Here is a 20,136-nt window from a genome sequence, read left to right on the forward strand (position 1 = left end):
CGACTTAAGTTGCCATTTATGCTCAAACGCCTTGCCTGGTTGGCGCTGTGTGTCTGCGCCCCGCTGTCCGCCGCGCCTCACATCGACCCTCAACGTTTGCAGCAACTGGCCAACGACCGCTTCTGGATTTCCCTCGGTCATTACGAAACCGCCAAACTCGGTGGCTGGCGCAGCTACGTCAGCGACAAAAAATTCTTCCTCGCCCCTGACGGCAACGAACACCCCGACCATGAACTGGCCGCCACCGTGCAGGCGTTGTACGCCCCGGCCAGTCTCGGTGAGCGACACGCACAGTGCGTTTACCCGGCACGCACCCGCTGGTTGAAAGATCAACTCAACCTGACCGACCTGCCGACGCCGGACTGCGCCGAATTCAAGAAATGGTTCAAGGACGTCTCGCCCCACAGCGCGGTGATGATTTTCCCGGCGGCCTACCTCAACAGCCCGTCGTCGATGTTCGGCCACACCCTGCTGCGCATCGACCAGGCTGACGTACAAAGCGACAAGACTTCTCTGCTCAGCTACGCGATCAACTTCGGCGCCTACATCGAAGGCTCGGACAACAGCATCCTGTACGCCTGGAAAGGCCTGATGGGCGGTTATCCGGGGCTGTTCGCGCTGGTGCCCTATCAAGAAAAACTCTCGGAATACCGCAGCCTGGAAAACCGCGATCTGTGGGAATACCGGCTCAATCTGACGCAAGCCGAAACCGCGCGAATGGTCGAGCACGTGTGGGAGTTGAAGCAGATCCAGTTCGATTACTTCTTCTTCGATGAAAACTGCTCCTATCGCCTGCTGGAACTGTTGCAGGTGGCGCGCCCGAGCCTGCGCCTGACCGAGCAATTCCCGCTGACGGCGATCCCCACCGACACCGTCAAAGCGGTGAAGGAAGCCGGGCTGGTCGAGCACATCGAATATCGTCCGTCCCGCGAGCGCGAACTGCTCAGCCGTGCCGAGCCCCTGAGCGGCGAAGAACAGGACTGGGTGCTGAAAGTCAGCGCCGACCAGCAGCAATTGCAGGATCCAGCCTTCCAGGCCCTGCCCCGGGATCGCCAGGCGCTGATTGTTGACGCGGCGTATCGGCTGGAGCGCTACCGCGCCAACGGCCAGGAGCGTGATCCACAGCGAGCGCAACGCAGTTTCGAATTGCTGCGGGCGATCAACAAGAATCCGGCGCCGGAGCTGCAAATTCCACAACCGGGTCTGCCCGAGGACGGCCATGAATCGCGCACCTGGCAGGCCGGTCTCGGCACTCGGGGTGACCGCGCATTCGGCGAGTACGGCTTGCGCATGGCCTATCACGACCTCAACGACAACGCCGAGAGTTTCCCCCTCGGTGCGCAGATCGAAATCCTGCAGATGAAGCTGCGCCAGTACGAAGGCAATCACTGGCAATTCCAGCAACTGGATCTGGCCACCATCCGCTCGCTGACGCCGCGCAACGCGCTGTTGCAGCCGTTGTCGTGGCAAGTCACCGGTGGTCTTGAACGGGTTCCGGGCAAGCACGATGACGAGACGTTGGTCAGCCACGTCAACGGTGGCGGCGGCGGCACCTGGGCGCTGGGTGACGATGTGCTGGGGTTCGCCCTCGGTACGGTGCGCGTTGAACACAACAATGATTTCGCCGAGTTCGTTTCCCCCGCAGGCGGTTTCAATACCGGCGTACTGTGGAAAAACCCGTTGGGCAATCTCAGCCTGGAGGCCAAAGGCGATTACTTCTTCAATGGTGAAGTGCGCCGTAGCCTGAGTCTGAACCAACAGTGGGAACTGTCGCGCAACCTCGGCCTGCGCCTGAGCGCCCAGCGCGAGTTCAGCCATCTGGCCACGCCGGAAACCGAGGTGATGCTGGAAGTGAAGTGGTATCACTACTGAGGTTTTGATCTTTCTTTCACGCCCCATCGACGAATCCGCTTCTAGACTTTCCCTATCAGCCGTTTGACGGCCGGGGAGAGTGTGATGTGGCGGTGTGCGGTTTTTGCGGGCGTGTTGCTGTTGCTGGGCGGCTGTCAGAGCACCCACGAAGATCTGATTGCCAAGGGTTATCCACCGGCGTTCGCCGACGGTTTCGATGACGGGTGCATCAGCGGTCGCCAGGCGGCCGGCTCGATCAGCGGCGAGTTTCGCAAGAACGTGGCGCGCTATCTCAAGGACAAGCAATACGCCGAGGGCTGGAGCGACGGCTTCCGTCAGTGTCAGGCGATGCTGGAAAACAAGGATCGCGAACAGTATCGCAACGAGCACTGGGACGAACGCGAGCGCGCCTGGCAGCAGGAAAAGGATCAGGGCGCAGCGCGGGCCTATCGTTCACAGTAGGTCGCTTCCAGACATCCAGCGAAACCTTTTGCCTGCGACCATGGCCCAACGGCTATAACAGGAGCCCATCATGAGTCGCGCCTTCGTCAACGAAGACAATGCCGCTGCGCAAGCCGATCAGCCGGTCGAACGGCAGGTCAGCACGCAGCCCAATTACGTCACGCCGCAAGGACTTGCCCAGTTGCAGGCGAAACTCGCCGAACTGCAAACCCTGCACGCCGAACAGTCCGCCAAGGGCGAACAGGCCGACAAGCAGCGGCTGGCCGATCTCGAACGGGATTTGCGTTATTTCAATCAACGGGTTGCCAGCGCTCAGGTCGCGCCGGCCCCGACGTCGAACGACAAGGTGCAGATCGGCAGTTGGGTGACCTACGCCGACGAACACGACACCGAGCGTCGGGTGCAACTGGTCGGCGAGGATCAGGCCGATGCGGCCAACGGCCTGATCAACTGGGCTTCACCGCTGGGCCGTGCGCTGCTTGGCGCGCGGCTCAACGATGAAGTGCTTTGGCAGCGCCCGGCCGGTGATCAACTGATTGAAGTGATCCGCATCGAGCGCTCTTGAGCACCGTTGCTTAAACCACGCCTTGCGCCAGCATCGCGTCGGCGACTTTGACGAAGCCCGCGATGTTCGCGCCTTTGACGTAGTTGATCCGGCCGTTTTCCTCACCGTAATGCACGCAGGCGTGGTGGATCGACTGCATGATTCCGTGCAGCTTGCTGTCCACCTCGCCGCCGGTCCACAGCAGGCGCATGGCGTTCTGCGACATTTCCAGACCGCTCACCGCCACGCCGCCGGCATTCGATGCCTTGCCCGGCGCGAACAGAATGCCGGCTTCGATAAAGAGATCCACAGCCTCGAGGGTGGTCGGCATGTTCGCGCCTTCGGCCACGCAGATGCAGCCGTTGCGCAGCAAGGTGCGGGCGGATTCCGCGTCGAGTTCGTTCTGGGTCGCGCATGGCAGCGCGATGTCGCACGGCAACGACCATGGCAATTGACCGGCGCGGAACTCCAGGCCGAATGCCGCCGCCAATTCGCTGATCCGTCCGCGCTTGACGTTCTTCAGTTCCAGCAGCGCCAGCCACTGTTCTTCGCTCAGGCCCGCCTCGCAATAGAGCGTGCCTTCGGAGTCGGACAGGGAAATCACCTTGCCGCCCAGGTCCATCACTTTGCGAGCCGCGTATTGCGCGACGTTGCCGGAACCGGAGATCGCCACGCGTTTGCCTTCGACGGTCTGCTCGCGGCGCTTGAGCATTTCCTCGGCGAAGTACACGCAACCGAAACCGGTGGCTTCCGGGCGGATCAGACTGCCGCCATAGGTCATGCCTTTTCCGGTCAGCACGCTGGTGAACTGGTTGCTCAGGCGTTTGTACTGGCCGAACAGGAAACCGATCTCTCGTGCGCCGACACCGATATCACCGGCCGGCACGTCCACATCGGCACCGATGTGGCGGTACAGTTCGCTCATGAACGCCTGGCAGAAACGCATGACTTCGGCGTCGCTCTTGCCCTTCGGATCGAAGTCCGAACCGCCCTTGCCGCCGCCCATGGGCAACGAGGTCAGGGAGTTCTTGAAGGTCTGTTCGAAGGCGAGGAATTTCAGTACGCCCATGTTCACCGAAGGGTGGAAACGCAATCCGCCCTTGTACGGGCCGATGGCGCTGTTCATCTGGATGCGGAAACCGCGATTGACCTGAACCTTGCCCTGATCGTCGACCCAGGACACGCGGAACACCACCGCCCGCTCCGGCTCGCAGATGCGCTCCAGAATCCCCGAGGTCAGATAGTGCGGATTGGCTTCGAGAAACGGCCACAAGCTGCGCAGGACTTCTTCGACGGCCTGGTGGAATTCGGGTTGATCCGGATCGCGTTTTTTCAAACGGGCGAGGAAGGATTCGACGGATTCGATCATGGGAAAAGTCTCGGCAGATTTGTTGTCGTTGGAAGCGATTGAGCCGGACTGTAACAAACGACATGTACACAGCAACAGACAAAAATGTCGCATTTATGAAAACAAATAGTACACAAGGTATAAAACAGCCTGCATTGCAGGCAAAAAAAAGCGGAGCCCGAAGGCTCCGCTTTTTCATGCAACCAACCCGTAATCAGGCCAGCTTCTTGTGGCGTACCCGGTGTGGCTGGGCCGCTGCTTCGCCGAGGCGCTTTTTGCGATCGGCTTCGTACTCGGTGTAGTTGCCTTCGAAGAACACCGCCTGCGAGTCGTCTTCGTACGCCAGGATGTGAGTCGCGACGCGGTCAAGGAACCACCGATCGTGAGAGATCACAATGGCAGCGCCCGGGAAGTCCAGCAGGGCTTCTTCCAGGGAACGCAGGGTTTCAACGTCGAGGTCGTTGGACGGTTCGTCGAGCAGCAGGACGTTGCCGCCCTCCTTCAGGGTCAGCGCCAGGTGCAGACGACCGCGCTCACCACCGGACAGGTCCTTGACGAACTTCTGCTGATCGCCGCCCTTGAAGTTGAAGCGACCGACGTAGGTACGCGACGGGATCTCGTAGTTGCCGATGCGGATCTGGTCGGAACCGTCGGAGATCTGCTGGAACACGGTCTTGCTGCCGTCCAGGTCCTCGCGGCTCTGGTCAACGCAGGCCAGTTGCACGGTTTCGCCGATCTCGATGCTGCCGGAGTCCGGGGTTTCCTTGCCCATCAGCATGCGGAACAGGGTCGACTTACCGGCACCGTTACCGCCGATCACGCCGACGATGGCGCCTTTCGGCATCGAGAAGGACAGGTTGTCGATCAGCACGCGATCGCCGTAGCCCTTGGTGACGTTCTTGAATTCGATGACCTTGTCGCCCAGGCGCGGACCGGCCGGGATGTAGATCTCGTTGGTTTCCGAACGCTTCTGGAATTCCTGCGACTGCATTTCTTCGAAGCGTTGCAGACGTGCCTTGGATTTCGACTGGCGGGCCTTGGCGCCTTTGCGCACCCACTCCAGTTCTTCCTTCATGGCTTTTTCGTGAGCCGATTGCTGCTTGGATTCCTGGGCCAGACGATCGGACTTGGCTTCCAGCCAACCCGAGTAGTTGCCCTCGTAAGGAATGCCCGCGCCGCGGTCGAGTTCCAGAATCCAGCCGGCGACGTTGTCCAGGAAGTAACGGTCGTGCGTGATCGCTACCACAGTGCCCGGGAAGTCGTGCAGGAAGTGTTCGAGCCACGCAACGGAGTCGGCGTCCAGGTGGTTGGTCGGTTCGTCGAGCAGCAGCATGTCCGGGGCGGACAGCAGCAGACGGCACAGGGCCACACGACGTTTTTCACCACCGGACAGGTGCTCGACCTTGGCGTCCCAGGCCGGCAGACGCAGCGCATCGGCGGCGACTTCCAGCTGGCGCTCCAGGTTGTGACCGTCGCTGGCCTGCAGGATCGCTTCGAGCTTGGCCTGTTCGGCGGCCAGCTTGTCGAAGTCGGCATCCGGGTCGGCGTAAGCGGCGTAGACCTCGTCCAGACGCGCTTGCGCATCCTTGATCACGCTGACCGCTTCCTCGACCACTTCACGCACGGTCTTGGTCGGATCCAGTTGCGGCTCTTGCGGCAGGTAACCGATGTTCAGTTCCGGCATCGGGCGCGCTTCGCCTTCGAACTCGGTGTCGACGCCGGCCATGATTTTCAGCAGCGTGGATTTACCCGAACCGTTGAGGCCGAGTACGCCGATCTTGGCGCCGGGGAAGAAAGACAGCGAAATGTTTTTCAGGATTTCCCGCTTCGGCGGAACAACTTTGCCCAGCCGATGCATGGTGAAGACGTATTGAGCCATGGAGAACCTTGGGTCAGTGACAGATGAATGATTGGAGCGCAGGCGATGCCCGGCCAGACCGATGCGCGTCGTTCACTTGATGGTCATCAATGCGTGCGCGCTGAAAAAGTCTGAGTCTAGGAGCTGGAACGCTCCCGCGTAACCGGCAAAGCTACCTGAATGACCGATGGCAGTCCAGCCGAGTGGGGCTGGCACTTCGCCACAACTCAAGGCATGCTAGCCGCCCTTGGGCGTCCGGCTTATAGTGCACGTCGCGCCAGTCCAGCCAGACCGCAGGATTACAGCTTGTCCAACGTCACTCCGCCAGCCTCTGTGAGCAGCACCCAACCGGCGCCCGGCTCGTCCCTGCGCGGAACATTGAAAGGCGCGCTGGCGACGCTGGTGCTTTTGCTGCTGGCGCTGCTGTTCTGGCAGCTGCTCGATCAACTGCGTGAAACCCAGAAAAACCAGCGTCAGTACACCATCGACTACACCGCCGACCTCGCCGCGCAGGTCAGCCTGAACATGGCGTTGAACGCGCAGATCGCCCTCAACCTGCTACCGATCGTCGAACAACCGCAGTCGGCCGACGAACAGCAGGCGCTGCTGCGCAAACTTCAAAAGTCGCTGCCCGACCTGCGCAGCCTGGCCCTGCTCAGCCCCTCCGGAAAAATCCTCAGCGACAGCGCGACTGACAGCCAAGACGCCGATTACCTCAGCGATCTGGTACGCCGCAGCCGCGCTCAGGCGCATTATTTCAGCAATGACGACGACGGCTCGGTGGTGCATCTGCTGTTGCATCAGGCCAGCGGCAGTACGCGCGGATACTGGGCACTGCGGCTGACACCCACCTTTTTTAAAGCACTGACCAAACAGGGCGAAACCGGGATCCGTCCTCTATGGCTGGTGGAGAATCGCATCAACCATCAGATCATCAGCCGCGACGAAGCGATGCCCATCGGCAGCACCAGCGTCCTGACCCCGGACGATCTGGCCAACAGCGTGCTGACCGTGCCGCTGAGCAGCAGCGACTGGCAACTGCGTGGCCTGTTCGACCGCCAGCACGTGCTCGAACAACTGCTGCCGGCGTTCATCGGCAAATGCCTGTTGGGCCTGGCGCTCTCGCTGCTGCCGTTTATCGCACTGCTCAACATGCGCCGCCGTCAGCGTCAGGTGCATGAAGGGCGTCGGCGTTATCAGGATATTTTCGAAGGCACCGGCGTGGCGTTGTGCGTGCTGGATCTTTCGGGGCTCAAGCAGCTGTTCGAAAAGGCCCAGATCCAGACCAGCGACCAGCTCAAGGCATGGCTCGACCAGCCCGCGCAGCGCCAGCAATTGCTCCAGGAACTGCGGGTTACCGAGGTCAACCAGGTTGCGTTGCAACTGCTCAACGTCAATTCCTGCGACCACGCCTGGCAATTGTTGATCGACGGTCAGCCGCACAGTCAGTGCGCCATCGGCAATCAGGTGCTCGACGCCGTACTCCAGCAGCAGAAACAGCTGGAACTGGAAATCAAGCTCCCGGACATCAATGGCCGCGACCAGCATCTGTGGCTGGTGCTGCGCCTGCCGCAGGAACAGCACGACTACAAGGCCGTGATCCTGAGCATCAACGACATCACCAGCCGCAAACTGATCGAACTGTCGCTGCTGGAGCGCGAAGGTTTCTGGTCGGACGTGGTGCGCACCGTGCCGGATCACCTGTACGTGCAGGACGTGATCAGCCAGCGGATGATCTTCAGCAACCACCACCTCGGCCAGACCCTCGGTTACAACCGCACCGAACTGCATCAGATGGGCGAGTACTTCTGGGAAATCCTTCTGCACCCGGAAGACGCCGACTATTACCACCGCTCGCGGCAGATGCAGCGTCACGCCGGTTACAGCCAGTTGTTGCAATGCCAGCTGCGCTTCCGTCATCGCGACGGCAAGTGGCGGCGCTTCGACATTCGCGAACAGGCGCTGGCCCGGGACAAGCACGATCAGGTCACGCGGATCATCGGCGTGGCCAAGGACATCACCGAGCAGATCGAAGCCAGCGAATCGTTGCGCGACAGCGAACAACGCTACCGGATGCTCGCCGAAAGCATCAGCGACGTGATTTTCTCCACCGACAGCCAGCTGTCGCTGAACTACGTCAGCCCGTCGGTGCAGGCGGTGCTGGGTTATGACGCCGAATGGATTTTCCAGAACGGCTGGCAGTCGACCATCGCCAACCCGCAGCAATTGAGCGGCATCTATCACCTGATGGATCGCGTCAGCAAAGCCTTGGGCAAACCCGAGCAACTGGTGATTTTGCGCAGCCAGGTGCAGACCCAGATGTTCCTGTTCGACTGCCTGCGCGCCGACGGTCGCAAGATCCCGATCGAACTGCGTCTGGTGCTGGTGTGGGACGAACATGGCGCCTTCGAAGGCGTGCTCGGCGTCGGTCGCGACATCAGCCAGCAGCGCCGCGCCGAGAAAGACCTGCGCATGGCGGCCACGGTATTCGAGCACTCGACCTCGGCAATCCTGATCACCGACCCGGCCGGTTACATTGTCCAGGCCAACGAGGCGTTCAGCCGGGTCAGCGGCTACGCGGTGAGCGAAGTGCTCGACCAGTTGCCGAACATGCTGACCGTCGACGAACAGCAGGACGCGCACCTGCGCTACGTGCTCAAGCAGCTGCATCAGCACAGCACCTGGGAAGGTGAGGTCTGGCTCAAGCGCCGCAACGGCGAGCATTACCCGGCGTGGGTCGGCATCACCGCCGTGCTCGATGACGAGGGCGATCTGGCCAGTTACGTGTGTTTCTTCAGCGACATCAGCGAGCGCAAGGCCAGCGAACAGCGGATTCACCGCCTCGCCTACTACGACGCCCTGACTCACCTGCCGAACCGCACGCTGTTCCAGGATCGCCTGCACACCGCGCTGCAATCGGCCGAACGGCAGAAGTCGTGGGTGGTGCTGATGTTCCTCGACCTCGACCGATTCAAACCGATCAACGACTCCCTCGGCCACGCTGCCGGCGACCGCATGCTCAAGGACATGGCCACGCGCTTGCTGGCCTGCGTCGACGATGACGACACCGTGGCGCGGATGGGCGGCGACGAATTCACCCTGTTGCTGCAACACCGCTCCAGCCGCGAGATGGCGCTGAACCGCGCGATCCACGTGGCCGAGCAGATTCTTGCCAGTCTGGTGCGACCGTTCGTGCTGGAAGGTCGCGAGTTCTTCGTCACCGCCAGTATCGGCATCGCCCTGAGCCCACAGGACGGCAACGAACTCAGCCAGCTGATGAAGAACGCCGACACCGCGATGTACCACGCCAAGGAGCGCGGCAAGAACAACTTCCAGTTCTATCAGGCCGACATGAACGCCAGTGCGCTGGAGCGTCTGGAGCTGGAAAGCGATCTGCGCCACGCGCTGGAGCAGAACGAATTCGTGCTGTATTACCAGCCGCAGTTCAGCGGCGACGGCAAACGCCTGACCGGCGCCGAAGCCCTGCTGCGCTGGCGTCATCCGCGTCGCGGGCTGGTGCCGCCGGGGGATTTCATCCCGGTGCTCGAAGAACTCGGGCTGGTGGTGGACGTCGGCGACTGGGTGATCAGCGAGGCCTGCCGTCAGCTGAAGACCTGGCACCAGAGTCGCGTGCGCGTGCCGAAGGTCTCGGTGAACATTTCCGCCCGGCAGTTCTCCGATGGCCAGCTCGGCACGCGGATCGCCACCATCCTCAAGGAAACCGGCCTGCCGCCGGCGTGCCTGGAGCTGGAGCTGACCGAAAGTATTCTGATGCGCGAAGTCAGCGAGGCGATGCAGATCCTTGCCGGCCTGAAGAACCTCGGCCTGAGCATCGCGGTCGACGACTTCGGCACCGGTTACTCATCGCTGAACTACCTCAAGCAATTCCCGATCGACGTGCTGAAGATCGACCGCACTTTCGTCGACGGCCTGCCGTCCGGCGAACAGGACGCACAGATTGCCCGGGCAATCATCGCCATGGCCCACAGCCTGAATCTGGCGGTGATCGCCGAGGGCGTGGAAACCCATGAACAACTGGACTTCCTGCGCGAGCATGGTTGCGACGAGGTTCAGGGTTATCTGTTCGGGCGGCCGATGCCGGCGGGACGGTTCGAGGCGCAGTTCAGCAATGATGCGCTGTTCATGTTCGACTGAAGACCAGCGGCGTGATCTTCGCGAGCAAGCTCGCTTCCACAGGGATTGATGTCGATCACAAAATCGCGGGGCGGCCTCGGTTATTGTGCGAAACGGCTGGTCAACGAAGGCCGGCACGGACGCCACATATCTGGTCATGAACGCCACTTGTCTGCGACATGATGTCGTTTCATATGCCATCCAAAACCCGATGGGTTAGAATGCCCCCCTTTTCTGCCCCCGATCCTTGAGGACCGCCATGTTCAGCCGTGATTTGACTATTGCCAAGTACGACGCCGATCTTTTTGCCGCCATGGAGCAAGAAGCCCAGCGCCAGGAAGAACACATCGAGCTGATCGCTTCGGAGAACTACACCAGCCCAGCGGTGATGGAAGCTCAAGGCTCGGTACTGACCAACAAGTACGCCGAAGGCTACCCGGGCAAGCGCTACTACGGTGGTTGCGAGTACGTCGACGTCGTTGAGCAACTGGCCATCGACCGCGCCAAGGAACTGTTCGGCGCCGACTACGCCAACGTTCAGCCGCACGCAGGTTCCCAAGCCAACGCCGCTGTCTACCTGGCCCTGCTGTCGGCCGGTGACACCATCCTGGGCATGAGCCTGGCTCACGGCGGTCACCTGACCCACGGCGCCAGCGTTTCCTCCTCCGGCAAGCTGTACAACGCCATCCAGTACGGCATCGACGCCAACGGCCTGATCGACTACGACGAAGTCGAGCGTCTGGCGGTTGAACACAAGCCGAAAATGATCGTGGCCGGTTTCTCTGCCTACTCGCAGATCCTCGACTTCCCGCGCTTCCGCGCCATCGCCGACAAGGTTGGCGCCTACCTGTTCGTCGACATGGCTCACGTAGCCGGTCTGGTCGCCGCTGGCGTCTACCCGAACCCGGTTCCGTTCGCTGACGTCGTGACCACCACCACCCACAAGACCCTGCGCGGTCCACGTGGTGGCCTGATCCTGGCCAAAGCCAACGCCGACATCGAGAAGAAGCTGAACTCCGCCGTATTCCCGGGCGCCCAGGGCGGCCCGCTGGAGCACGTGATCGCCGCCAAAGCGATCTGCTTCAAGGAAGCACTGCAGCCAGAGTTCAAGGCTTACCAGCAACAAGTGGTGAAAAACGCCCAGGCCATGGCCGGCGTGTTCATCGAGCGCGGTTTCGACGTGGTTTCGGGCGGTACTGAAAACCACCTGTTCCTGCTGTCGCTGATCAAGCAGGAAATCTCCGGTAAAGACGCCGACGCCGCTCTGGGCAAAGCGTTCATCACCGTAAACAAGAACTCCGTGCCAAACGACCCACGCTCCCCGTTCGTCACCTCCGGTCTGCGCTTCGGTACTCCGGCTGTGACCACTCGCGGCTTCAAGGAAGCAGAGTGCAAAGAGCTGGCTGGCTGGATCTGCGACATCCTGGCTGACCTGAACAACGAAGCGGTGATCGACGCCGTTCGTGAGAAAGTCAAAGCCATCTGCAAGAAACTGCCGGTATACGGCGCTTAATTGCGACGTTAAACCCGTAGCATGAAAAACCGGCCAAGTGATTGGCCGGTTTTTTTTCGCCCGCAAAAAAGTTTCGAACGCTAAATGGCTCAAGGTCGGGGCCTCGCGCCCAACTGGTCAGACCGGTCATGCCAATTCGTCACTTTTCACTTGCGATCCGTAAAAAACAGCGCCTAGACTGCACCCGCACTGGACATACCGGTAAGACCACAATAATTAAGTCCTGAATCTGATGCGCACCGCGCACGGCAGCCAGGACACCGACCAGGATTCCTCCCATGCTCAGATGGTGCTCGCGTTCAATCTTCCTCCAAGTGGTTCTCGGACTGGTGCTCGGCATCGTCTGCGGGCTGACCCTTCCTGAATACTCGGCCCAGCTCAAACCGCTCGGCGACGGTTTCATCAAACTGATCAAGATGCTCATCGGCCTGATCGTGTTCTGCGTGGTGGTCAGCGGCATCAGCGGCGCCGGCGACCTGAAGAAGGTCGGGCGCATCGGCCTCAAGTCGGTGATCTACTTCGAAGTGCTGACCACCATCGCCCTGGTGATCGGTCTGGTGTTCGCGTTCAGCACCGGGATCGGCAGCGGCGCCAACATCCATCTGGAGCAGTTGTCCGCCGCCGACATGGGCGACATCGCCGAACGCGGCCAGCACATGCACACCACCACCCAGTTCCTGATGGACCTGATCCCGACCTCGGTACTCGGCGCCTTTGCCGACAACAACATTCTACAAGTGCTGCTGTTCTCGGTGCTGTTCGGCAGCGCGTTGAATCTGGTGGGCGAAGCGGCTTCCGGGATCTCGCGGCTGATCAACGAGCTCAGCCACGTGATCTTCCGGATCATGGGCATGATCGTGCGTCTGGCACCGATCGGCGTGTTCGGCGCCATCGCCTTCACCACCAGCAAATATGGCCTGGATTCGCTGCAACACCTGGGCAGTCTGGTCGGTTTGTTCTACCTGACCTGCATCGCTTTCGTCAGCGTGATTCTGGGTCTGGTGATGCGTGCCTCCGGTCTGCGCATGTGGCCGCTGCTCAAGTACCTGCGCGAAGAACTGCTGATCGTCATGGGCACCGCCTCCTCCGACGCCGTGCTGCCGCAGATCATGCGCAAGCTTGAACATCTGGGCATCGGCAGCTCGACCGTCGGGCTGGTGATTCCCACCGGTTACTCGTTCAACCTCGACGGTTTTTCGATCTACCTGACCCTGGCCATCGTATTCATTGCCAACGCTACCGGTACGCCGCTGGCCATGACCGATCTGCTGACTATTTTGCTGGTGTCGCTGATTACCTCCAAAGGTGCCCACGGCATTCCGGGGTCGGCGCTCGTGATTCTCGCGGCCACGCTGACGGCCATCCCGGCGATTCCGGTGGTCGGTCTGGTGCTGGTGCTGGCGGTGGACTGGTTCATGGGCATCGGTCGCGCGCTGACCAACCTGATCGGCAACTGCGTCGCCACCGTGGCCATCGCCCGCTGGGAAAAGGACATCGACGTGCAGCGGGCGAACAAGGTGCTCAACGGCGAGCAGGGCTATAACTTTCAGCCGAGAAAAACGGTCGCTCAAGCGGCGGCCAAAGAATTCTGAATGAGCGCCGTGCCTGCGCCAATGCAGGCTCGGCTCATGGAGCGAACACGTGATTACTACATCAACCGTCGTCAACTCAGTGGTGGAAAAACTCCGGGCCGCGCTGGCCCGTGGCCAGTGGCGCTCCGGCGAGATGCTACCGGGGCAGCGCGAGCTGGCCGAGCAACTGGGCATCAGCCGCCCGAGCCTGCGTGAAGCGGTGATCGTGCTGGAAACCCTCGGTCTGGTGCGCTCGATGCCGGGCAAAGGCGTGGTGGTGCTCGACGCGCAGGCCAGTGACACTCAAAGCCACGACAGCGCAGTGGCCGGCGCAAGCCTCGAAGACGTGCTGCAACTGCGCTACACCCTCGAACCGTTCATTGTCGGTCTGGTAGCGCAGTCGATCAGCAGCAAGGAAGTCGGGCAGTTGCGCCTGACCCTGATGGACATGCGCGAAGCCCTCGAAGCGGGTGACAGCGAGGCCGGGGTCAGCGCCTACATCGCGTTCCACGAGGAGCTGTTCACCCTGACCTCGAACCCGATTTTCCAGAGCGTGGTGCAACAGACCAGCAACGCCCTCAAGCAAAGCGCCGAAGTGCTGCGCAATTCGCCGGAGCACCTGGCCGAACGCCTTGAGGAAAACGAAGCCGTGGTGCGCGCGATCCGCAGCAAGAACAGCGCCCAGGCCAGCGCCGAAATGCGCCGGCACATTTTGCGTGAAGGCCAGCGGATGGGTATCGAGCTGAATATTCCGGATGACAACCTGAGTCACTGAAACGCCTCACACTGGAGACCGGCCATGAACAGCCTTGCCACGCCATCGCACCCTCGCTCGACCTCGGCGGCCCTGCCCTTCTCCCGCCTGCACGCGCCGGTGGACGACCTGTATCCGCGCCTGTTCGACGCGATTCTCGAACAGCGTATCGATGCCGCCAGCCGTTTCACCGAAGAAAGTCTCAAGCAGATGTTCGGCGTCAGCCGCGCCGATGTGCGTCGGGTGCTGACTCAACTGTCCCACGAACAGATCATCGTACTGCGGGCCAACCATCGACCACGAGTGGCTGCGCCGGATGCCGAGCAGACACGTCAGGCCCTGCACGCCCGGCGTCTGGCCGAGAACACGCTGGTGCGATTGGCTTGTCAGCATGCGCAGGCTGAAGATCTGAAGCGCCTGCGAGCGTTGATCGAACGGGAGCGTCAGGCTGTGGATAAAGATCGGCGCGGGGCGGCGATTCGCTTGTCCGGGGAGTTTCATTTGCAGGTAGCGAAAATGGCGCGGAATGCACCGTTGGCGCATTTTCTCGGCACGTTGGTGCCGCTGACCTCACTGGCGATTGCGCGATGCACAGAAACCACGCACAGCTGTTGCGGCTGGCAGGATCACGCCCGGATCGTCGAGGCGATCGAGCGTGATGACGCTGCCGAGGCGGTGTCGCTGATGAACCGTCATCTGGATCACATGGAGCAGACGATTCTCAGCGGCTCCACTCACTGAAAGCGCGGCGGACTCAGTTCGCCGCCACCCTGGCAAAACCCGCCCGGATTTTCTCTTCCGGCAAATCGTCGGCGATAAACACGATCACGCTTTCCCGCGCCTCGCCCTCGGCCCACTCGGTATCCCAGTCGAAGCCGTAGAGTTTCAGCACGCCCTGGAACACCAGCCGCCGATCTTCACCCGCAATGTTCAACACACCTTTGTAGCGCAACAATTGCTTGCCGTGCTCTTCCAACAGTTCATTCATGAATTCGCTGAGCTGATCGATATCCAGCGGCTGATCGGTACGCAGCACCAGACTGGAAATCCGGTCGATGGATGGCGCCTTGCTCACCGGCCGCAGACTCACCCCGCCGCCGAGATCGGCATTCAGGTTGAAACCGCGCACATCGAGCAATTCGGCCAGATCGATGTTGCCGTGCTCGACCACGCGGATCGGTGCACGGCGGTTGATGCGAGTCAGGCGTTCGCTAAGCGCGGTGAACGCAGCCTCGTCCACCAGATCGGTCTTGCTCACCAGCAAGCGGTCGGCAAAACCGATCTGCGCCTGGGCGATGGTCTGGGTCAGGTGCAGTTCGGCGTGAGCGGCGTCGACGAGGGTGATGATGCCGTCGAGCAGATAACGTTCGCGCAGTTCTTCGTCGATGAAAAAAGTCTGCGCCACCGGAGCCGGGTCGGCCAGGCCGGTGCATTCGATGACCAGCCGATCGAAGGCGATTTCGCCGCTGTCCAGTCGTTCAAGCAGCAGGTACAAGGCCTTGGTCAAATCGGTGTGGATGGTGCAGCAGACGCAGCCGTTGGCCAGGGTCATGACTTGCACCGGCTCGTCGCCCAGCAATTGGGTGTCGATGCCGGCGTCGCTGAATTCGTTTTCGATCACGGCGATTTTCAGGCCGTGCTCGGCTTTCAACAGATGGCGCAGCAAGGTGGTCTTGCCGGCGCCGAGGAAACCGCTGAGCACCGTGACCGGGATGGGAGAAGACAAACTCGATCTCCTTCAATTGCACAAATAAAAATGGGAGCAGGCCGAAAGACCTGCTCCCACCTATCTCTGCTGAACCACGATCAGCGGCTCAGCAGCACTTCGGCCCACCCTTGCCACCGTAACGGGCTTCCTGACGTTCGCGAAAGAACATCTCGTAGCTCATCACCGGTTTGTCCGGGTGTTTGGTCTGCATATGCTCGACGTAGGTGTCGTAGTCGGGCATGCCGACCATCAGGCGCGCGGCCTGACCGAGGTATTTACCGAGGCGACTCAGGTCATTGAACATGCTGCAATCCTCTGGTTACGCGTCCGGCAGGGCCTGGAATGGCGATTCTTTATCCGTACGCTCTTTTTTGCCCCAGGCAGCGATGCCGACCTTGAGCGCATAGAACAGGATGCTGAATACCACGAACAGGAACAGCGCGGTCAATGTAGCGTTGGTGTAGGCGTTGAAGATCACGTGCTGCATCTGCTCGACGCTTTTCGCCGGCGCCAGCACCTGACCATTGGCCAGTGCATCGCTGTACTTCTTGGCCAGCGACAGGAAGCCGATCGCCGGGTTGGCGTCGAACAGCTTGATGAAGCCAGCGGTCGTGGTGCAGATCAGCAGCCAGGTGGCCGGCAGCAGGGTGACCCAGATGTAGCGCTGGCGCTTCATCTTGATCAGGACCACGGTGCCGAGCATCAGCGCGATACCGGCAAGCATCTGGTTGGAGATGCCGAACAGCGGCCACAAGGTGTTGATACCGCCCAGTGGATCGACCACGCCCTGATATAGCAACCAGCCCCACATCGCGACACAACCGGCGGTGGCGATCAGGTTGGCGGACCAGGATTCGGTGCGTTTCAGCGCCGGTACGAAGGAGCCGAGCAGGTCCTGCAGCATGAAGCGACCGGCACGGGTGCCGGCATCGACTGCGGTCAGGATGAACAGCGCTTCGAACAGGATCGCGAAGTGGTACCAGAACGCCATGGTGTTTTCACCCGGCAGCACACTGTGCAGGATCTGCGCGATACCGACCGCCAGGGTCGGCGCACCACCGGCACGGGCCAGGATGGTGGTTTCACCGATGTCATGCGCCACGGCTTGCAGGGCTTCCGGGGTAATTGCAAAGCCCCAGTTGCTGACCGCAGTTGCCACGGACACCACATCACCGCCGACCACGGCGGCCGGGCTGTTCATGGCGAAGTACACGCCTGGCTCGATCACCGAGGCAGCGACCATGGCCATAATGGCCACGAACGATTCCATCAGCATCCCGCCGTAACCGATGTAACGGGCGTTGGTTTCGTTATCCAGCAGTTTCGGCGTGGTCCCGGAAGAGATCAGCGCGTGGAAACCCGATACCGCACCGCAAGCAATGGTGATGAACAGGAACGGGAACAGACCGCCCTTCCACACCGGACCAGTGCCGTCGACGAACTGGGTCAGGGCCGGCATTTTCAGCTCGGGCATGGTCACCAGGATGCCGATCGCCAGGGCGACGATGGTACCGATCTTGAGGAACGTGGAGAGATAGTCACGCGGCGCCAGAATCAGCCAAACCGGCAGCGAAGCGGCGACGAAACCGTAGCCGACCAGCATCCAGGTAATCTGCACGCCAGTGAAGGTGAAGGCCTTGGCCCAGACCGGATCGGCGGCAATCTGCCCACCCAGCCAGATCGAACCGAGCAGCAGCAACACGCCGACTACCGAGATCTCGCCGATGCGGCCCGGACGGATGTAGCGCATGTAGATGCCCATGAACATCGCGATCGGGATGGTCGCCATCACGGTGAAGATGCCCCAAGGGCTTTCAGCCAGGGCTTTCACCACGATCAGCGCCAGCACCGCGAGGATGATGATCATGATCAGGAAGCAGCCGAACAGCGCGATGGTGCCGGGGATACGGCCCATTTCTTCACGCACCATGTCGCCCAGCGAACGGCCGTTGCGACGGGTCGACATGAACAGAACCATGAAGTCCTGCACCGCGCCCGCCAGCACCACGCCGGCGATCAGCCACAGCGTACCGGGCAGGTAGCCCATCTGCGCCGCCAGTACCGGGCCGACCAGCGGCCCCGCGCCAGCGATGGCCGCGAAGTGGTGACCGAAGAGAATGTGTTTGTTGGTTGGAACGTAGTCCAGACCGTCGTTGTTGAGTACGGCGGGGGTGGCCCGACGCGGATCGAGTTGCATCACATTGTTAGCGATGAACAGACTGTAGTAACGGTACGCAACCAGATAGATGGCCACGGCGGCGACCACAATCCACAAGGCGTTGATCGCCTCGCCTCGGCGCAATGCCACTACGCCCAGGGCGCACGCTCCTACGATTGCCAGCAGCAGCCAGGGTAAGTGGCGTAGCAGGCTATTATTATTTTTCATTTTATTATTCCAGCCAGGGTGGACAAGAAAGACAGCCACCCCGAGTTTAGCGCTGTTGGCGGCAAAGGCCATACCCCGACATTGGTCTAGACAGTCCATTCGTTGGCATCACCCCGCCGGTCGGGTCTATAGTCAGCTGACCTTCCTGAGGATTGCGCCATGAGCGAGCACCCGTCCGAGCGTCGCCGCTTCAAACGTATCGCGTTCGATGCCCGAACCGAATTGAGCCAGGGCGAGTACATCTGGCCGGTGAAGCTGATCGATCTGTCGCTCAAGGGGCTTTTGATCGAGCGGCCCGAGCCCTGGCTGGGCAATTCCGAGCAGGATTTTTTCGTCGATATTCATTTAAGCGAGGACGTACACATCGAGATGGATGTGCAACTGGCTCATGAAGATCACGGCCAGCTCGGTTTCGTGTGCCGGCATATCAGCCTGGAGTCGATTCAGCGCCTGCGTCGCCTGATCGAACTCAATCTGGCCGACGAAACCGAGCTGGAACGCGAGTTCGCGGCGCTGATTGACGTCTGATCACTCGAACAACGAGTCCAGCGCCTGCTCCAGTCGTGTCACCGCAATGATCTGCAACCCTGGCGGAGCTTCTTTCGGCGCATTGCCCTTGGGCACGATCGCGCGCTTGAAGCCGTGCTTGGCGGCTTCCTTCAATCGCTCCTGACCGCTCGGCACCGGGCGCACTTCGCCGGACAGGCCGACTTCGCCGAACACCAACAAGTCATGGGGCAACGGCCGGTTACGCAGGCTCGACATGACGGCCGCCATCAACGCCAGGTCGGACGCAGTTTCCAGCACCTTCACCCCGCCGACCACGTTGAGGAACACGTCCTGATCGTGGGTCGGAATGCCGCCGTGACGGTGCAGCACCGCCAGCAACATCGCCAGACGATTCTGATCCAGACCCAGCGTGACCCGACGCGGGTTGGCCAGATGACTGTCATCCACCAGCGCCTGGACTTCAACCAGCATCGGCCGGGTGCCTTCCCACGTTGCCATCACCACACTGCCCGGGACTTCTTCCTGAGCGCGGGTGAGAAAAATCGCCGAAGGGTTGGAGACTTCTTTCAGGCCCTTGTCGGTCATGCCGAACACGCCGAGTTCGTTGACCGCGCCGAAACGGTTCTTCACCGCCCGCAGCAGGCGCAATCGCCCGTCGGACTCGCCCTCGAAATACAGCACGGTATCGACCATGTGCTCCAGCACGCGAGGCCCTGCCAGCGCACCTTCCTTGGTCACGTGGCCGACCAGAAAAATCGCCGTACCGCTTTGCTTGGCGTAACGCACCAGCAACGCCGCACTCTCGCGCACCTGGGACACGCCACCCGGTGCCGACTGCAGTTGCTCGGTGAAGATCGTCTGGATCGAGTCGATCACCATCACCTTGGGTTTTTCCTGACGGGCGGTGGCGATGATGGTTTCGATGCAGGTTTCGGTCATGACCCGCAGTTGATCCTGCGGCAGGCCCAGGCGGCGTGCGCGCATGGCGACCTGTTGCTGGGACTCTTCGCCGGTGACGTACAGCGCCGGCATGCTCTTGGCGAGGTTGCACAGGGTCTGCAAGAGGATCGTCGATTTGCCGATGCCGGGATCGCCGCCGATCAGCACCACCGAGCCGTCCACCAGACCACCGCCGAGCACTCGGTCGAGCTCGCCGGAGGCTGTGGAAAAACGCGGAATCTCTTCGATGCTGACTTCGGCCAGGGTCTTGATCTGGGCCTGCTGTCCGGCCCAGCCGGTGCGCCCGCTCGGGGCGGCGGCACCGCCGCTCTCGACCATGGTTTCGGTCAGGGTGTTCCAGGCGCCGCATTCGCCGCACTGCCCGGCCCACTTGGGAAAGGTTGCGCCGCACTCGGTGCAGCCGTACATGCGCTTGGCCTTGGCCATCTGAACCCCCGGCAAAAACCGCGATGATAACGCAGCCATCGTCGATCAGCGCGGCGCGTCGGGACGGATTTCTCCGCTGGCCAGACGCACGGCGCTGCTGCCGGTCAGTCC

At 61.3% G+C, this 20,136-nt stretch carries 15 protein-coding genes; 9 read left to right on the forward strand and 6 right to left on the reverse strand.

The genetic code is table 11. The features are described 5' to 3' along the window. Positions 1 to 18 precede the first annotated feature (18 nt). The 3 genes from L6D82_RS09140 (at position 19) to L6D82_RS09150 (ending at position 2,878) form a co-directional block, all read left to right on the forward strand. Entirely contained in the window at positions 19 to 1,872 is a 1,854-nt protein-coding gene (locus L6D82_RS09140) for an Lnb N-terminal periplasmic domain-containing protein (protein WP_236188794.1), read from the forward strand. Between the two features lie 84 nt (positions 1,873 to 1,956). Next, a complete protein-coding gene (locus tag L6D82_RS09145) occupies positions 1,957 to 2,313 on the forward strand; it encodes a hypothetical protein (RefSeq protein ID WP_236188795.1) in 357 nt (118 codons plus the stop codon). Between the two features lie 70 nt (positions 2,314 to 2,383). Further along, positions 2,384 to 2,878 carry a GreA/GreB family elongation factor gene (locus L6D82_RS09150; protein ID WP_102716620.1) on the forward strand — a complete coding sequence of 165 codons (495 nt, stop codon included), beginning with the start codon at positions 2,384 to 2,386 and terminating at the stop codon, positions 2,876 to 2,878. Positions 2,879 to 2,888: 10 nt separating this feature from the next. Here L6D82_RS09150 and gdhA read toward each other — a convergent pair whose 3' ends face one another. Both gdhA and ettA read right to left on the reverse strand, forming a co-directional pair. Continuing rightward, positions 2,889 to 4,226 (reverse strand): NADP-specific glutamate dehydrogenase, encoded by a 1,338-nt coding sequence (gene gdhA, locus L6D82_RS09155; RefSeq protein WP_085747705.1) that lies wholly within the window; start codon positions 4,224 to 4,226, stop codon positions 2,889 to 2,891. A 193-nt stretch (positions 4,227 to 4,419) separates the two neighbouring features. Beyond that, on the reverse strand, positions 4,420 to 6,084 hold the full coding sequence (ettA, locus tag L6D82_RS09160) for an energy-dependent translational throttle protein EttA (protein WP_007950976.1): 1,665 nt from the start codon (positions 6,082 to 6,084) through the stop codon (positions 4,420 to 4,422). A gap of 285 nt (positions 6,085 to 6,369) precedes the next feature. On the opposite strand from ettA, the gene L6D82_RS09165 reads away from it, so the two are divergent. The 5 genes from L6D82_RS09165 (at position 6,370) to L6D82_RS09185 (ending at position 14,776) form a co-directional block, all read left to right on the forward strand. Next, on the forward strand, positions 6,370 to 10,218 hold the full coding sequence (locus tag L6D82_RS09165) for a sensor domain-containing protein (protein ID WP_236188797.1): 3,849 nt from the start codon (positions 6,370 to 6,372) through the stop codon (positions 10,216 to 10,218). A gap of 238 nt (positions 10,219 to 10,456) precedes the next feature. Continuing rightward, positions 10,457 to 11,710, forward strand: a complete 1,254-nt coding sequence (gene glyA / locus L6D82_RS09170; protein WP_007950978.1) for a serine hydroxymethyltransferase — start codon at positions 10,457 to 10,459, stop codon at positions 11,708 to 11,710. A gap of 278 nt (positions 11,711 to 11,988) precedes the next feature. Further along, positions 11,989 to 13,302 (forward strand): C4-dicarboxylate transporter DctA, encoded by a 1,314-nt coding sequence (locus tag L6D82_RS09175; protein ID WP_236188798.1) that lies wholly within the window; start codon positions 11,989 to 11,991, stop codon positions 13,300 to 13,302. 49 nt (positions 13,303 to 13,351) lie between these two features. Further along, entirely contained in the window at positions 13,352 to 14,056 is a 705-nt protein-coding gene (locus L6D82_RS09180) for a FadR/GntR family transcriptional regulator (protein ID WP_102686328.1), read from the forward strand. 24 nt (positions 14,057 to 14,080) lie between these two features. After that, on the forward strand, positions 14,081 to 14,776 hold the full coding sequence (locus L6D82_RS09185; protein WP_236188799.1) for a GntR family transcriptional regulator: 696 nt from the start codon (positions 14,081 to 14,083) through the stop codon (positions 14,774 to 14,776). Between the two features lie 13 nt (positions 14,777 to 14,789). Here L6D82_RS09185 and yjiA read toward each other — a convergent pair whose 3' ends face one another. The 3 genes from yjiA to L6D82_RS09200 all read right to left on the reverse strand — a co-directional run bounded on the left by yjiA (position 14,790) and on the right by L6D82_RS09200 (position 18,129). Beyond that, positions 14,790 to 15,761 carry a GTPase gene (gene yjiA, locus L6D82_RS09190; RefSeq protein WP_085747701.1) on the reverse strand — a complete coding sequence of 324 codons (972 nt, stop codon included), beginning with the start codon at positions 15,759 to 15,761 and terminating at the stop codon, positions 14,790 to 14,792. A gap of 88 nt (positions 15,762 to 15,849) precedes the next feature. Next, entirely contained in the window at positions 15,850 to 16,047 is a 198-nt protein-coding gene (locus L6D82_RS09195) for a YbdD/YjiX family protein (RefSeq protein ID WP_003228401.1), read from the reverse strand. 15 nt (positions 16,048 to 16,062) lie between these two features. Further along, positions 16,063 to 18,129 (reverse strand): carbon starvation CstA family protein, encoded by a 2,067-nt coding sequence (locus tag L6D82_RS09200; RefSeq protein ID WP_007950983.1) that lies wholly within the window; start codon positions 18,127 to 18,129, stop codon positions 16,063 to 16,065. A gap of 159 nt (positions 18,130 to 18,288) precedes the next feature. Here L6D82_RS09200 and L6D82_RS09205 point away from each other — a divergent pair, with 159 nt between their 5' ends. Continuing rightward, a complete protein-coding gene (locus tag L6D82_RS09205) occupies positions 18,289 to 18,657 on the forward strand; it encodes a PilZ domain-containing protein (protein WP_236188801.1) in 369 nt (122 codons plus the stop codon). Here the strand turns inward: L6D82_RS09205 and radA are convergent, their stop codons facing one another. Further along, a complete protein-coding gene (radA, locus tag L6D82_RS09210; RefSeq protein ID WP_007950985.1) occupies positions 18,658 to 20,025 on the reverse strand; it encodes a DNA repair protein RadA in 1,368 nt (455 codons plus the stop codon). It lies immediately after the preceding gene. Between the last annotated feature and the right edge of the window lie 111 nt (positions 20,026 to 20,136).

The organism is Pseudomonas paraglycinae (assembly GCF_021601625.1).
Lineage (GTDB): Bacteria > Pseudomonadota > Gammaproteobacteria > Pseudomonadales > Pseudomonadaceae > Aquipseudomonas > Aquipseudomonas paraglycinae.